Raw genomic sequence first — 14,384 nt, forward strand, 5'->3', positions numbered from 1 at the left:
CCGTCGCGATCGTCGACCGTGTCGGCGCTCAGCCGCTGCTCGGCCTGCGCCGCCGCCACGAGGTCGCTGGCCGGCGCCTGGTCGAGCGACGGCGCTGTATCAAGCGCCGCCAGCAGGCGCCGCTGCCGCCGTACCGCCATCGCCAGCTCCAGGCTCTTGGCCACGAATACCGTCCAGGTCAGCACCGACGCGATCACAAGGCCGATCATCACCCCCTGCACCACCCAGTCCGCCGCCACGAACATGCCCCACACCGACAGGTCCTTCGGCAGCACTGCCTGGGCCGGCGCCGCAGCCGGCGTCCCCGCATCGGTGGGTGCGGTTGCGGGCGCGGGCTCAGTCTCGGCGGGAGCTGTAACCGCGGGCGGGGCAGGCTCTGTCGTCGCCGGCGCCTGCGCCAAGGCCAGCGATGGGAACAGCAGAAGCAGAACCAGCAGACGACGAACAACCTTCATGAAGACCATCGGCTATCGGGCATGACGTTGACAGACCAGGGCGAGCGGGCGGAGCCAGTGCGGCCGCCATGTCAGCGTGCAGACAACGGCGAATGACGCGACCGTTAGCGTCATCGCCCACACGAGCGGGCCGAATCCCGGGCCATCTCGTAAGAGCGCGAGGCACAGGCCCGCGGCCAACGAGGCATAGCCGGCAACCCGCAGGCTGCGAGCGATGCCCGGCGGACAATGGCGCTCGCCGCAGAGGTGGAACCAATGCCGGTCCTGGCTGAGGGCCAGCCCGGCAAAGCCCAGGTAACTGATGGCCAGCACAGCAACGATGAGGGCGGCCTCCATCAGTGCGGCTTGGCCGGTGCCGACGCCGGCGGAGGCTCAGTCCCTTGCGGCTGCACGACCGTCAGCGTCGTCACGTAGTTCGCGAAGTCATAGGCCTGTTCGCCGCGCTTGCCGGCCGCGTTGTCGTCGTGATGCACCTCGAACACGTAAGCGCCGCGCCACGGCAGCTTGATCTCGAACTCCCCGTTGGCGCCGGTATGCTCTTCACGCCCCCACCCCGACGGCGTGACGACCACGACCTTCGCCTTGGCCAGCGGCTTGCCCTTGAAGACGACCTGGAACGTGTCGCCGCCCCTCGGAACGATATCGAGCGTCAGCGCCGCAGCCCGCGGCGTCCGGTCCGGGACGAAGCGCGCCGCCGGCATGTAGATGCCGGTCTTGTTGTCGCGCTTGCGCTCGAAGGACGGCCAGCGAATGTCTTCGGCAACGATGCTATCGCCCCCCTCGATCTTGCCGGTGGCGACGTAGGCGTTCGCCGACTTCTGGACGGTCAACGGGCGTTCGCCAGCCGACGAGACCGCCTTGGCCTGGGGCTGCAGCTTGTCGAGGGTCCCCGGCGAGGCTTCGCGCAGGTTTTCGCCGAACTCGCCAAAATAGATCTTGCCGCCCTGCCCGTCGACTTCGAGCCAGATGTGATGTGCCGAAGCTGGCCCGGCGAACGACAGCGAGAGCGCCGCGAGGGCGGCGATGCGGAAGATTGGCTTCATGACGATTGTCCCTCCAGAGGATGATGTCGCAGTCGTGTCGTGGATGTTCCTTGCCGGCGGCGCTGCAGGCGCCACGCCGTGACCGCGGCGGCAAACCCGCCGGCCAGCAGCACGAGGTCCATGCCGGCGACGGCGAGCTTCCCGTCGCCCCAGGCCCGCACGACGTGGTCGCCAGTCGTGGCCCCGTTGAACACGACGGCAAGGATGCACAGCCCGGTCGCGAGCCAGCATTGGTCGATCCAGGCCGCACCCCGCCTCATCCAGCCATGGGCGAAGCTCAGCACCCAGACGGCGAAGAAGACCCAGATCTCGAGTTCGTAGCGGGCGCCGCCCATGAAGGTCGCGCCGGAGGGCAGCAGGCGATTGGCGACGAAGAAGGCGAGCGTCGCCAGGACAATGCCGCCGGTGCCGCCGACCGTCAGTCCCTCGACGAAGCCGACGCCTCTCAAGCCGGCCGCCGCGTGCGCCTTGCGCCGTGACTCGATCCAGAAGAGGAAGCCGGTGGCGATGAGGACGCAGCCCAGCAGGCCCAGAGCGAAGTAGAGCCAGCGCAGGGTCCAGTGGCGAAACTGCGCGAAGTGCAGCCCCGTCAGGAACTGCTGCACCTGCGTCGTCTCGCGGATGTAGGTGCGATACAGGACCTCGCCGGTCGCGGCGTCGAAGAAGAAGGGATCGGTGCGCATCGCCACTTCGGCCTCGATCGACGGTCGCACCTCGACGTAGGAGTTCCGGTCGCCGTGATGGAAGACACGCACCAAGCCGGGATTGAGACCTCCCCAAGCCTCGCGCGCCGTCTCCACCATCGCGTCGAGCGAGCCGAGCGGCGGGCCCGGCTGATTGAGGCGTGGGCGGCTGAACACGTCATAGGTGTCGCGCACATAGCCCGAGCGGCCGCCTTCGAACGCCACCCACACGCCAGACGGGTAGTAAACCGACGCCAGGATGGTCACGCCCGAGAACGACATGACGAAGTAGAAGAGGACACCCAGCGTTCCCGTGGTGTTGTGCAGATCGAGCAAGAGACGCTGCGGCTGGCGCGAGCGGCGCAAGGTGAAGAAATCGACGAAGATCTTGCGATGGATGATCACGCCCGAAATGCAGAGGGCCATCATTGCGATCCCGGCGAGGCCGGTGAGCCAGGTGCCGAGATTCCACATCCTGAGATGCAGCGTGTGATGGAACGGAAAGACGAACCGGGTGCCCGCCCAGCTCTCGGCCGGCGCGACCGGCTTCAGGGTGAGCGGATCGAACAGCGTGCGTTCGAAGCCCCCTCGTCCGCGATAGCCGATCCAGAGTGCGGGATCGCGCGGCGTCGGCAGGACGATCGCCCAGGGCGCCGCGCGCGGCGAGAGCCGGCTTGCCTCTTCCCGCAGGCCGTCGATTGCGATCGGCTCGCCGGAATAGACGAGCCGGGTCGAGGGATTCATCCAGCGGTCGATCTCGCGATCGAAGACGCAGAGCGTGCCGGTCCAGAAGACCGCGAACAGCAGCAGGCCGATCAGCAGACCGGACCAGGTGTGCAGCCACCCCATGGATTCGCGGAAGCTCGCCCCCATCTCAGGCGCCGCCGATGAGCGCGGGAAGAAAGCCGATCCCGGTGCCCACTGCGGTGACCAGCACGAGGGTAGCAACCATCGGCACCAGCCGGGGCGCAGCGGCCGCCCAAAGCGCGAGCCCCGTATAGAGCAGGAAGCCAAGGATGCTGCAGACAGTGAAGGCGTCGCTCTTGTTGACACCCGCAAGGATCAGCCCGGCGACGCCTGCCGCCACCACCGCGGCACTGGCGGCGTAGGCGCCGAACACCATGGCGAGGACGCGCACGACCACCTTGCCGGCGCCGACGGGTGCGGGAGAGGAAGCAGCCCTTGCCATGGGACGCTAGAAGTCGGCGGTCAGCGACAACAAGAAGGTCCGCGGCGGGTTCTGGAAGAAGAACGAGGTCGTCGCGATCCAGTAGTTGGCATCGAACAGGTTGATGACGTTCGCCCGCAGCGTTACGGGCTTGCCGTCGGTCCGATCGAACGTGTAGCGCAGCCCGGCATCGAATCGGGTCCAGGGCGGCGCCGCCTGGGTATTGGCGGCATTGAGATAGACCTGGCCGTTGTAGACGGCGCGACCCATCACCCCCAGCCCCTTTACGTAGGGTGTATCCCAGTCGAGACCGAGCGAGGCTTGGAACGGTGTCGTGCCCACGACCTGTTTGCCGTTGGTCAAACCACCCTGCGTATTCACCTGGATCGCATTGAGCGCGGTGAATCCGCCCAAGAGCTTGAGACCTGGAGCTGGCTCGCCGAAAGCCATGAACTCGATCCCCTGGTTACGCTGCTGCCCGTTGGTCACGAACGTGTTCGTCGCGACATCCGTGTAGCTGGTCGGAAGCGTGATCTGGAAGGCGCTGAGCGTGGCGCCGATGAACCCGAAATCGGCTTTCACGCCGACCTCGAACTGGTTGGTGACGAAGGGCGAGAACTGGAGTCCGGCGTTGAGCGTACCCGCTGGGGCGATCGGCCCTTGTTGCAGCGCCTGAATGTAGTTTCCGTAGAGCATCACTTCCTTCACCGGCCGGAAGACGAAGGACGCGGACGGCGACACCACGGTCTGGTCGTTGCCATTGGTCGGCAGGCCGGTCGCGGTGCTGTAGTTCGCGGTCTGCAGCCGCTGCAGGCGTGCTCCGCCGATGATCTGGAACATGTCCCCATTGAACGACAACGCATCGACGATGCCGATGCTTCCGTAAACGGAGTCCGAGGTGAGCGGCGGCTGCGTGCGGAAGCCGAAGAAACTCGGCTGCGATATGAAGGTCGGGTTGTAGATGTTCGAGTTCAGCGCAGCGACGATCGGATTGTTGAAGGTGAAGTTCTGGGTCTTGAGGTAATCACCGATCAGTGCCGCCTCGTGCTTGACAGGACCGGTGTGGAAGTTGGCGCGCAGGCCGGCTTCGAGCGAGAGCGACTCGACCGTGGACGCATACTGCCCGGCTGACAGGACGGTGGTGTTGCCGTCGTAGTTCACGATGTTCTGGTTGAAGAATACGGACGTGTAGTTGCTGCGGCGCGCACCGGCCTTGATAAAGCCGGTGAGCCCCTCGACGATGTCGTGCTCGAACTTCAGGGATCCGTAGACGTCATTGCCCTGAAGGCGTTCCCAAGGCTGATAGGAGCTCTGGCGCGCATAGGGGGCCGGCGGCAGCTGGACGCCCGCCCCAAGGAAGATGCCGCCCTGGAATGCGCCGACATCGCGGCGCAGGTAGCCGATATCGGCTTCGAGACGCGTGCGATCGCTGCGGTAGTCGAAGCCGAGGGTGAGCGCTAGGCGTTCGGCGGTCTGGTTGTTGACGGCCGTGTCGCCCGAGTAATAGGTCGCGCCGGCTCGCAGGCCGAGTTCGTTGTCGGGTCCGAACCGGCGACCGACATCCAGCGAGCCGCCGAGCTGGGAATCGGAGTTGAAAAGCAGCGTGCCCTGGGTGATCGGCGCATCGGTCGCGCGCTTCGGCACGAGGTTGATGGTGCCGCCAACGGCGTTAGGCAGCGCCCCGTTCAGGAAGGCCGTCGGCCCCCGGAAGACCTCGACCCTCTCGATACCCGTCGTATCCACCTGGTTCGGAACGATGCCGAAGAGGCCGCCGAATCCGAAATTCGGATTGGTCACGGTGACGCCGCGGATCATGACGCGGTCATCGAAGACGTTGCCGTTGGGAACGCCGGAGCGCAGCGTCGGATCGCCCGCGAGGACGTCGGTCAACGTCCGCGCCTGCTGGTTCTGGATGTACTGATTGGTGTAGGTCGTCTCGCTGAACGGCGTGTCCATGTAGTCGCGGTTGCCGAGCAGGCCGACCTTGCCGCCGCGGGCCACCTGCCCACCGGCATAGGCCGGAGACTGATTGCCGATCTCACCCTGTGCCGGAGTCGTCGGGACGGCCTGCACGCGGACCGGATCAAGCACCAGCGTATCGGAGCCCGGCACGCCGGCCGCCCCCGGCGCGGGGGCGCCGGCAACGGTCACCGCATTGGCCGACGTGAACTGATAGGTGAGGCCAGACCCCGAGAGGAGCTGGCGCAGGGCCTGATCCGCCGTCATCGAGCCCGCGACCGGGGCGCTGGTCTTGCCCGCCACAGCCGCGGAATCGACGGCGATCTGCATGCCCGACTGGCGACCGAAGGCCATCAGGGCCTGGGAGAGCGGTTGCGCCGGAATGTCGAAGGTCGCCGACCTGCTGGCCTGGGCCTCGAGCGGGGCCTGGGCTTCAGCCGCCCCTGTCTGCGCGGATGCGATGGAAGCCCCCATCGTCAGAGCGACTGTGGCGATGGCAACTACCTGCGCGACGCTACCGGACCGGTCCTGCAACACGACGAACTCCCCCGCTGCTCCAGACCGGCGGGCCATGGAGACGCTGAAATGACGCGAACGATTCGCGTTCGCGACCAGAGGACGGGCGGCGGGGTGCCGATTTAAGGGGCGCCGGAAGAAATATTCAGGGCTTCGACGAGGAGACGATCGTGAGATACGGCGAAAGCTCGATCACCGAGCCGTGCTGGGTCCGGGCCACCGTGTGCAGCGCTTCGAGCGGACGGCGGAGATCGAAGACGCCCGTGATCCGACGCTCCGCCAGGCGGCGATCGCTCATCACGATGACACCTCGATGGTGGCGCCCCAGCTCGTCCACGACCTCCCCCAAGGTGGCGCCATCCACGACGAGCCGATGCTCACGCCATGAGGCGACGTCCTCGGGAGAAACCTGCGACCGCGCAAACGCCCCCTGCGTGTCCACCACCATGCGCTCGCCTCGCGTCAGGGTGGACAGCACGTTACGCTCGCCCCCCGAAATCAGAACCTCGACGATCCCCGACTGGACGGCGACGGACACTCCGTCCCGGGACGAGCCGACATCGAAGGCGGTACCCTTGACGGTGACCGCCACGTTGCCGGCCGTCACGACGAAGGGGCGATCGCGGGCGGATACGACCTTGAAGAACGCCTGCCCGGCCAACAGCTCGACCTCGCGACGTCCCTTGTCGTAGCGCACCGCAATTGCACTGGCGGCATCGAGATGAACGATGCTGCCGTCCTCAAGCGTCAGTTCGCGCAACTCGGCAACGCCGGTCAGGTGATCGGCCTGAAACTGCAGCTTCAGGCTCGGGAAGAACCAGAGTGCGATACAGGCCGCGAGAGCAGCTGCCGCGAGCCCCCAGGCGCGTCGCGTCCGCCGAACGCGCGACAGCTCAACGACCTTGCCCGGAGGGGATGGTAACGCGCCCGAAAGCTTCCACACCCGCTCGACGCTGCGATACGCACGACGATGCGCCTCGCTGGACGCCAGCCAGGTCTCCAGGCCCGCGCGGACGGCGGCGTCTTGCGGGGCGCCATTGATGCGCACCAGCCAGTCCACCGCCTCGCTGCGCAGGAGATCTCTATCGTCCACGTCGGAAGTCACCCGTCTCCAAATCCGCTCGCCCACTCCGGACGATCACAACGGACAGACGGCGGGCGATGTCGACTTTTAAGGGGGCCACCGGGAAACTTCCACGGGATCAGCCATCCATGCCATCCAAACGGCGGGTGGCATGGAGGATCGCGTCTTTCACGAGCTGGTGCGCTCGCACGACGGAGACCCCCAGCCGCTCCCCCACCTGCTGGAGCGTGCAGCCCTCCAGGCGATACATGGTGAAGGCGATGCGCGTCCGCTCCGGCAGCTCGGCGAGCGCGTCGGTCAGGATCCGCAGCTCGTCGCGATAGTGAAGGACATCCTCGGCCGTGGGCCCGTCCTGGGCGACCTGCTCGAGCGCCGCCGCCGGTCCCGTCGAAGCGCTGTCCGAGGTCCGGTGAACCCAGTCGAGCGCGAGATTGCGGACGATGCGGTAAAGGTAGCTGACGGGACTGGTGATAGGCCGCTCATCGCTGCTGGCGGAGCTGAACCGGAGATAGGCCTCCTGCACGACGTCTTCTGCGCCCGCCCGGTCCCTGACGATGCCGTTGGCGTAATTCACCAGCGAGCCACGATGCTTCAGATACAGAGCCAGGGTCGGATCCGCCGAACTCACGCCTACCATTACCCCTACATGCGAATAATTCTCACTTCACTTATAGGGAAGGCATGGGGTGGCGGCAAGCATCGCGAGCCGCGATGCCCAAGAGCATGCAATGGAGCTTTCGTCAGGCAGCGAGCAGAACGCTTTGCTCCCGTTCGAGGACACGCATCACGGCCGGCCGCGCCAGCATGCGCTCCTTCCAGGCCGTGTAGTTCACGAGGTCCTGGACCGGCAGACCGATACGCTTGCCCCAGCCGTAGAACACCAGCGCATAGCCATCGACCACCGAGAACTCGTCACCCAGAATCCACGTCTTACCTGCCAGGAGACCGTCGATCTCCTTGAGGTTGGCAAAGAAGTTCTCTCGTCCCACCGCCTTGAGATGGTCGAACACCCCCGTGTCCGTCGCGAAGCGCTCGGGACGGCCGATGTGGGTGAAGTTCGGATGCACGGTATTGGAGAACCACGCCATCAGCGAGAGCGCCCGGGCGCGCTGGACCGGATCCTTGGGCATCAGATGCGGCGCGTAGGTCGTGGCGACATAGTCCAGGATCGCCGTATTCTCGACGATCGTGCCCTCGTCGACCACCAGCGCCGGCACGCGGCCACGCGGGTTGACCTTGAGATACTCCGGCGTCCGCTGCTCGCTCTTGGCGAAGGACAAAGCCTGCGAATCGTACTTCGTGCCGCTCTCCTCGAGTCCGATATGCGATGCGGTCGAACACGCGCCGGGGGCGAAATAGAGTTTGAGCATCTTGATCCTCGGATTGCCGGAACAGGAAAACTAGAGGGGCTGGGTCGCGTCGGCCGGGCGGTTCCGATGCAGGAACTCGCGGCCGATCTTCACGCGCTTCTCGCCGTCATATTCGACAATGTCGGCGGTGGCGTAGGTTTCCGACCAGTTGGACGGCAGGAACGAGCCGGAGCCCACGACGTCGATCGGGGCCTTGGCCTCGGCCATGATGCGGCACTTGGCCGGGCCAAAGCCGGAAGACGCCACGATCTTGACCTTGTCGAAACCGTTGCGGTCGAGCTCTGCCCGCAGATGGAAGATCGCCGCCGCCGACACGCCGGTACCGACGAGGTAGCGCAACTCCTCCTCGCTCCGGTAGCCGCGGATCGATTCCGGGGAGAAGCGCTCCAGCACCGCATAGGACGAGGCGGGATCCAGCCCTTCGATGTAGCGACCGCCCGTCGTGTCCAGGCGGAGCGACAGCTTCCCCTGGGCCGCGAGTTCAGGAAAGCGCCGGCAGACGTCGAGCGAGTCGGAAATCTCGCGCGCGAAATAGTCGACCAGGACCGTCATCCCCTCGTCCGGGAAGGTCTCGTGGAACATCTCGGCGGCGCGCAGCGTCGAGCCGGCATAGCCGATCAGGGCGTGCGGCATGGTCCCCAGCCCGTACTCGCGGCCGAAGTAATGGGCGGTGGCGTGCGTGGCATTGCCGATGAAACCGACCGCGCCGACCTTGCGCTTGGCCCGCGCCGAGCCGACCGAGGCGGCATAGGCCATCATCTCGGCCATTTCCTGGCCGGCACAATGACGCGCATCCATGGCGAGGAAGGCCGACTTCGGCATGTCCGCGCACATCGTCCAGGCATTGTAGGCGGCGACGCAGGCAGGGCCCAGTTTCTGCAGGAAGATCGTCTCGAGATCGACGAGATGGAAGAACGAGCCGGTGATGTACATCATCGGCTCACCGGCGCCGACCCACTTCCCCTCGCGGTAGCGCAGATCGAGTTCCACCGTCGCATTGCGTGCGCGGCAGGTTTCTTCCAGCCATTCCAGCGCGAGTCGTGGCGCAAACACCACGGGCCGACGCATGAAGATGGCATAGGTCACCTGGCAGTCGCCGAACTTGCCAACCACCTGCTTCGAACGATTGAAGTAGTGATCGGTATAGCGCGCGATCTCGCCATTCTCAGGATGCGTCATGGCCCTCCCCCGGCCTCTCGCGCCAAGCCCGGACGTCGCTAGACGGCCGGGCGCGCCCTTGCGACGGACAAGCGCTCCGCCTTGAGCTGCTCGGCGAGCAGGAACGCGAGTTCGAGCGCCTGGCTGGCATTGAGCCTTGGATCGACCAGCGTCTCGTAGCGCTCGTTCAGGTTGTCGACCGTGATCTCGGTCGAGCCGCCGATGCATTCCGTGACTTCCTGGCCGGTCATCTCGAAATGCACGCCGCCCGGATGGGTCCCCTCGGCGCGGTGCACGGCGAAGAACTCCTTCACCTCTCGCAGGATCGCGTCGAAGGGTCGGGTCTTGCGGCCGTTCGAGGCGGTGACCGTGTTGCCGTGCATGGGATCGCACGACCACACCACCGTGCGGCCCTCGCGCTTCAGCGCACGGACCAGCGCCGGCAGCTTGTCGCCCACCTTGTCGGCGCCCATACGCGCGATGATCACGATGCGTCCCGCCTCGTTCGACGGATTCAGCGTGTCGATCAGGCGCAGCAGATCGTCGGTCGGAAGCGTCGGCCCGGCCTTGAAGCCGATCGGATTGCGAACTCCGCGCAGGAACTCGACATGGGCGCCGTCGGGCTGACGCGTGCGGTCGCCGATCCACAGCATGTGCGCCGAGCAGTCGTACCAGTCGCCGGAGGTCGAATCGACGCGAGTCAGCGCCTCCTCGTAAGGCAGCAGCAACGCCTCGTGGCTGGTAAAGAAGTCGGTTTCGGCGATCTGCGGCGTCGTCGCAGAATTGAGGCCGCAGGCAGCCATGAAGTTCAGAGTCTCGTCGAGCCGGGCCGCGAGGTCTTCGTAGCGCGCCGAGGCGGGCGAGCTGCGCACGAAGTCGAGGTTCCAGCGGTTGACCTCGTGCAGGTCGGCATAGCCGCCTTGGGCAAAGGCGCGCAGCAGATTCAGCGTCGCCGCCGACTGGTTGTAGGCCTGGACCATGCGCTCGGGGTCGGGTAGGCGCGCAGCGGCCGTGAACTCGATGCCGTTGACGTTGTCGCCGCGATAGGACGGCAGCTCGACGTCGCCGATCTTCTCGACGTTGGAGGAGCGCGGCTTGGCGAACTGGCCGGCGATGCGGCCGAGCTTCACCACCGGCATGCCCGCGCCGTAGGTCAGCACGACGGCCATCTGGAGCAGCACCCGGAACGTGTCGCGGATGTTGTTGGCGGTGAAGTCGACGAAGCTCTCGGCGCAGTCGCCGCCCTGCAGCAGGAAGGCCTCGCCATTGGCGATCTTGGCCAGAGATGTCTTGAGCTTGCGCGCCTCACCGGCAAAGACCAGTGGCGGATAGCGGCGCAAGCGCGCCTCGGCATTGGCCAGAACGGCTGCATCCGGATAGACCGGCATCTGCAGCGCCGGCCGGCTGCGCCAGCTGGTCGGCGACCAGTCGGCGGCGCTCGACGTGCGGGACTGGCCCTTCGCGGTACGCGAATCGGCCCTGGAATGGCCCTGGATCGCGGTCATCGACTCCTCCTCGACCCGCGGGCCGAAGGGGCCGGCGGGGTGGGTGAACCTATACGTGCTGTGGATAAAAGACCAGCCGGCAGACCGGTCCCGTTCTACTCCGCGGCTGCCCGGGCCGGCGTCGAATCCGGCCGTGCGGTTCGCATCGTCACGAACTCCTCGCCGGCGGTCGGATGAATGCCCACGGTGGCGTCGAAATGGGCCTTGGTGGCCCCCGCTTTCATGGCCACCGCCAGCCCTTGGATGAGCTCGGCGGCATCGTCGCCCACCATGTGGATGCCGACCACCCGGTCGGTCGAGGCCTCGACGATCATCTTCATGAAGGTGCGCTGGTGGCGGCCGGAGACAGTGTACTTCATCGGTCGGAAAGCCGCCGTGTAGATACGCAGTTCGCCCAGCTGCAGCTTCGCCTGTTCCTCGCTCAGGCCGACATTCGCCATTTCAGGCTGGCAGAAGACCGCCGACGGCACGTCGTGGTGGTTGGCCTTGCGCGGCTTCTTGCCGAACTCGGTGTCGGCGAAACAGTGGCCTTCCATGAGGGCCACCGGCGTGAGGTTGATGCGGTCGGTGACGTCGCCCACCGCCCAGATGTTGTCGGCGGTGGTCTTCGACCACTCGTCGACCGCGATGGCGCCCACCTTGTTGAGCTGGACGCCGGCCTTCTCCAGTCCGATGCCGGACGTGTTGGGCGCGCGGCCGGTTGCATACATCACGCAGTCGGTCTCGAACATGCCGCCCATCGGCGTGTGGACCTCGAACGGGCCGCTCTTGCCATCCTCGCCCTTTGCGACGATGCGGCCGACTTCCATTTCGGTGCGCATGCGGATGCCGCTGTCCTTCAGCGCCTCGTGCACGAAGGTGCGGCATTCCTCGTCGAAGCCGCGCAGGACGCGGTCGCGTCGCAACACGATGTCGACCTTGGCGCCCAGCCCGCGGAAGATGCCGGCGAACTCGACGGCGATGTAGCCCGCCCCGACGATGGTGATGTGCTTGGGCAGTTCAGCGAGATGGAAGGCATCGCTGGACGTGATCGCCAATTCGGCACCCGGGATCGACGGGATGACGGGATGACCGCCGGTGGCGATCAGGATCTTCTCCGCCGTGATCGTCTCATCGCCGACCTGGATCGTGTGGCGGTCCATCAGGCGGCCGCGGCCCATGTGCAGCTTCACGCCCGCTCCCTCGAGCAGGCGCAGGTAGAGCGCGTTCAACCGGTCCACTTCTTTGTTCACGTTGTCGCGCAGGGTCGCCCACGAATGGGTCGGCTCCGGAACCGTCCAGCCGTAGGCCGCCGCGTCCTCGAACTCGTGCGCGAACTTCGAGCCGTACATCAGGAGCTTCTTCGGCACGCAGCCGCGGATCACACAGGTGCCGCCGACGCGGTAATCCTCGCAGATGCCTACGCGGGCGCCGTGGGTCGCCGCGATGCGCGAGGCGCGCACGCCGCCCGAACCGGCGCCGATGACAAACAGATCGTAATCATAGGCCATGGGTTATCCCCAGAGAGAACAAAACCTCAACGCGGCCACAATTCGGTCGCCGGGCAGACTATATCCGCGCCTAGACCCGCCGGTAAGGGAAATGGCGCGTGCATAGCCGTATCCCGATACAACCCGAAGGAACGACCATGCCGAGACTCTCCCTGCTTGCGACCGGCTTCCTGCTCTTGGGCGGCCCCGCCTTCGCCGCCCCCGGCGACACGACGGCGCCCCAAGCCACCCCGTCCACCCCGGCCACCCGGCCGGCGCGAACCGACGGCGGCGTCATGCGATATGACGCCAACAAGGATGGCGCGGTCACGCGCGACGAATGGAAGGCTGGCCAGCAGGCGCGCTTCAAGCGGCTCGATACCAACGGCGACGGCAAGCTCAGCCAGGACGAGCTGTTCGCCCGCACCCCGGCGGCCGGCAATAGCGTGCTGCCGACGGACCGCCAGGCCGGTCGCCAGTCGAGCTACTTCCAGCTTCTCGATGTCGACAAGGACGGATCCGTTACCCTGACGGAGTTCCTGGCGGGCACCGAGCGCAACTTCACGCGCTGCGACCTCGACAAGAACGGCCGCATCGACACGGCCGAGTGCCGCCAGGCTCTTCAGCGCAAGCCGGCCGAGCGGTAGCTCGCGCTTGCCGGTCAAAAGAAAAGGCCGCCGGGGTCGCCGGCGGCCTCCGGTTGGCTTCGGACAAGAACTCAAGAACCTTCGGCAGACATGATGTCGCCGAACAGATCCCAGGTCTCCCCCTTGAATCGGGCAAGCCGTACCGACTGGATCGGGTAATAGTCGGTGGGGCTGGTGCTGACCGTGATGCCCGGCAGCAGCAACGGCACCCTGTGCTTCTTGAAGCTGGTGGCCTGCTTCATCAGGTTCTCGCGCGTCAGCGTGTCGCCGCATCGCTTCAGCGTTTCCTCCATGAGGGTCGCGACGGCATAGGCGAAGACGTAGTTGCCGTCATCCTGGTTGGCGCCCGACATGTACTTGTTCATCCAGGTACGCCAGGCCTTCATCTCCGCGTTGTCGTTCCACTGCTTGTCGGTGGGATCCATGAGATAGAGCGCCGTGATCAGGCCCTGGCTGTTCTCCAGACCGGCCGGCTTGAGCGTCGAAGCGACCGAGGAAGAAACATTGTTCAGGTACTGGATGGGCTTCCAACCGATGTCCGCGGTCTTCCGGATGGCCTGAGCCGCGAACTTCGGGATCGCGATGTTGAAGAAGACGTTGGCCCCGGCATCCTTGAGCTGGATGATCTGGCTGTCGACGGTCGGGTCGGTCGTTTCGTAGGTGACGTGCTTGACCACCTTGTTGACGTCCTTGCCCAGCCCCTCCTTGAAGCCTTCCCAGTAGTCCTTCCCGTAGTCGTCGTTCTGCATCAGCACGCCGATCTTCGGGTCTTTCACAGTTGCCAGGATGTGCTTGGCGTAGATGACGGCTTCAGTGTGGTAGTCGGGCTGGAAGCCCATCGTCCACGGGAATTCCTTGTAGTTTCCCCACTTGGAGGCGCCGGTCGAAACATAGAGTTGCGGCACCTTCTTCTGATTCATGTAGCGATGGATCGCCGAATTGGTCGGCGTGCCCAGCGTATTGAACAGGCACAGCACCCTGTCCTGTTCCACCATCTGGCGGACGACCTCAACGGTCTTGGCCGGATTGTAGCCATCGTCCATGGTAACAAACTTGACCATGCGTCCGTTGATGCCGCCGCGCTCGTTGACGCTCTTCCAATAGGCGTCTTCGCACTTGCCGATCACGCCGTAGGAGGATGCCGGCCCGCTGTAGGGGTTGGTATGGCCGATCTTGATTTCCTTGTCGGTCACACCGTCGTCGTACTTCTTCTTCTGCGCGTAGGCCGCGCCCGAGGCCGACAAAGCAGCGGCCGCCGAAACGCCGCCCAAAAAGGTACGCCTGTTGGTTTTCAATTCTGCCTCCCTTGGTTGAACGTTACGTCCCT

At 65.6% G+C, this 14,384-nt stretch carries 13 protein-coding genes and 1 pseudogene; 1 reads left to right on the forward strand and 13 read right to left on the reverse strand.

Annotated features, from left to right (window positions below; all coding sequences use genetic code 11):
• The 12 genes and pseudogenes from ACT6UX_RS26100 to gor form a co-directional block, all read right to left on the reverse strand.
• Positions 1-455 (reverse strand): annotated as a pseudogene (locus ACT6UX_RS26100) (tonB-system energizer ExbB); the annotation flags it as partial.
• 12 nt (positions 456-467) lie between these two features.
• Complete coding sequence (locus ACT6UX_RS26105; protein WP_444778077.1) at positions 468-791, reverse strand: DUF3325 domain-containing protein; 324 nt, start codon at positions 789-791, stop codon at positions 468-470.
• Positions 791-1,498, reverse strand: coding sequence for a DUF4198 domain-containing protein (locus tag ACT6UX_RS26110; protein WP_444778078.1), 708 nt, complete (start codon positions 1,496-1,498; stop codon positions 791-793). Before ACT6UX_RS26110 ends, ACT6UX_RS26105 begins: the two co-directional genes overlap by 1 nt.
• Positions 1,495-3,054, reverse strand: coding sequence for a PepSY-associated TM helix domain-containing protein (locus ACT6UX_RS26115; protein ID WP_444778079.1), 1,560 nt, complete (start codon positions 3,052-3,054; stop codon positions 1,495-1,497). Before ACT6UX_RS26115 ends, ACT6UX_RS26110 begins: the two co-directional genes overlap by 4 nt.
• A gap of 1 nt (position 3,055) precedes the next feature.
• Positions 3,056-3,370: a hypothetical protein gene (locus tag ACT6UX_RS26120; protein WP_444778080.1), complete on the reverse strand. Its 315-nt coding sequence runs from the start codon at positions 3,368-3,370 to the stop codon at positions 3,056-3,058.
• 6 nt (positions 3,371-3,376) lie between these two features.
• A complete protein-coding gene (locus ACT6UX_RS26125; protein WP_444778081.1) occupies positions 3,377-5,845 on the reverse strand; it encodes a TonB-dependent siderophore receptor in 2,469 nt (822 codons plus the stop codon).
• Between the two features lie 124 nt (positions 5,846-5,969).
• Entirely contained in the window at positions 5,970-6,884 is a 915-nt protein-coding gene (locus tag ACT6UX_RS26130; RefSeq protein WP_444778082.1) for a FecR family protein, read from the reverse strand.
• A 142-nt stretch (positions 6,885-7,026) separates the two neighbouring features.
• Entirely contained in the window at positions 7,027-7,536 is a 510-nt protein-coding gene (locus ACT6UX_RS26135; RefSeq protein WP_444778083.1) for a sigma-70 family RNA polymerase sigma factor, read from the reverse strand.
• 112 nt (positions 7,537-7,648) lie between these two features.
• On the reverse strand, positions 7,649-8,278 hold the full coding sequence (locus tag ACT6UX_RS26140) for a glutathione S-transferase family protein (protein WP_444778084.1): 630 nt from the start codon (positions 8,276-8,278) through the stop codon (positions 7,649-7,651).
• Positions 8,279-8,308: 30 nt separating this feature from the next.
• Positions 8,309-9,457, reverse strand: coding sequence for a hypothetical protein (locus ACT6UX_RS26145; RefSeq protein ID WP_444778085.1), 1,149 nt, complete (start codon positions 9,455-9,457; stop codon positions 8,309-8,311).
• A gap of 38 nt (positions 9,458-9,495) precedes the next feature.
• The gene (locus ACT6UX_RS26150; protein WP_444778086.1) at positions 9,496-10,941 is read right to left on the reverse strand and encodes a class II 3-deoxy-7-phosphoheptulonate synthase; all 1,446 of its coding nucleotides are present in this window, start codon (positions 10,939-10,941) and stop codon (positions 9,496-9,498) included.
• A 95-nt stretch (positions 10,942-11,036) separates the two neighbouring features.
• Complete coding sequence (gor, locus tag ACT6UX_RS26155; RefSeq protein ID WP_444778087.1) at positions 11,037-12,431, reverse strand: glutathione-disulfide reductase; 1,395 nt, start codon at positions 12,429-12,431, stop codon at positions 11,037-11,039.
• Positions 12,432-12,568: 137 nt separating this feature from the next.
• On the opposite strand from gor, the gene ACT6UX_RS26160 reads away from it, so the two are divergent.
• Positions 12,569-13,057 carry an EF-hand domain-containing protein gene (locus ACT6UX_RS26160; protein WP_444778088.1) on the forward strand — a complete coding sequence of 163 codons (489 nt, stop codon included), beginning with the start codon at positions 12,569-12,571 and terminating at the stop codon, positions 13,055-13,057.
• Between the two features lie 71 nt (positions 13,058-13,128).
• On the opposite strand, the gene ACT6UX_RS26165 is transcribed toward ACT6UX_RS26160, so the two are convergent.
• Positions 13,129-14,352, reverse strand: a complete 1,224-nt coding sequence (locus ACT6UX_RS26165; protein ID WP_444778089.1) for an ABC transporter substrate-binding protein — start codon at positions 14,350-14,352, stop codon at positions 13,129-13,131.
• Between the last annotated feature and the right edge of the window lie 32 nt (positions 14,353-14,384).

It is taken from the genome of Reyranella sp. (assembly GCF_052439685.1).
GTDB lineage: Bacteria > Pseudomonadota > Alphaproteobacteria > Reyranellales > Reyranellaceae > Reyranella.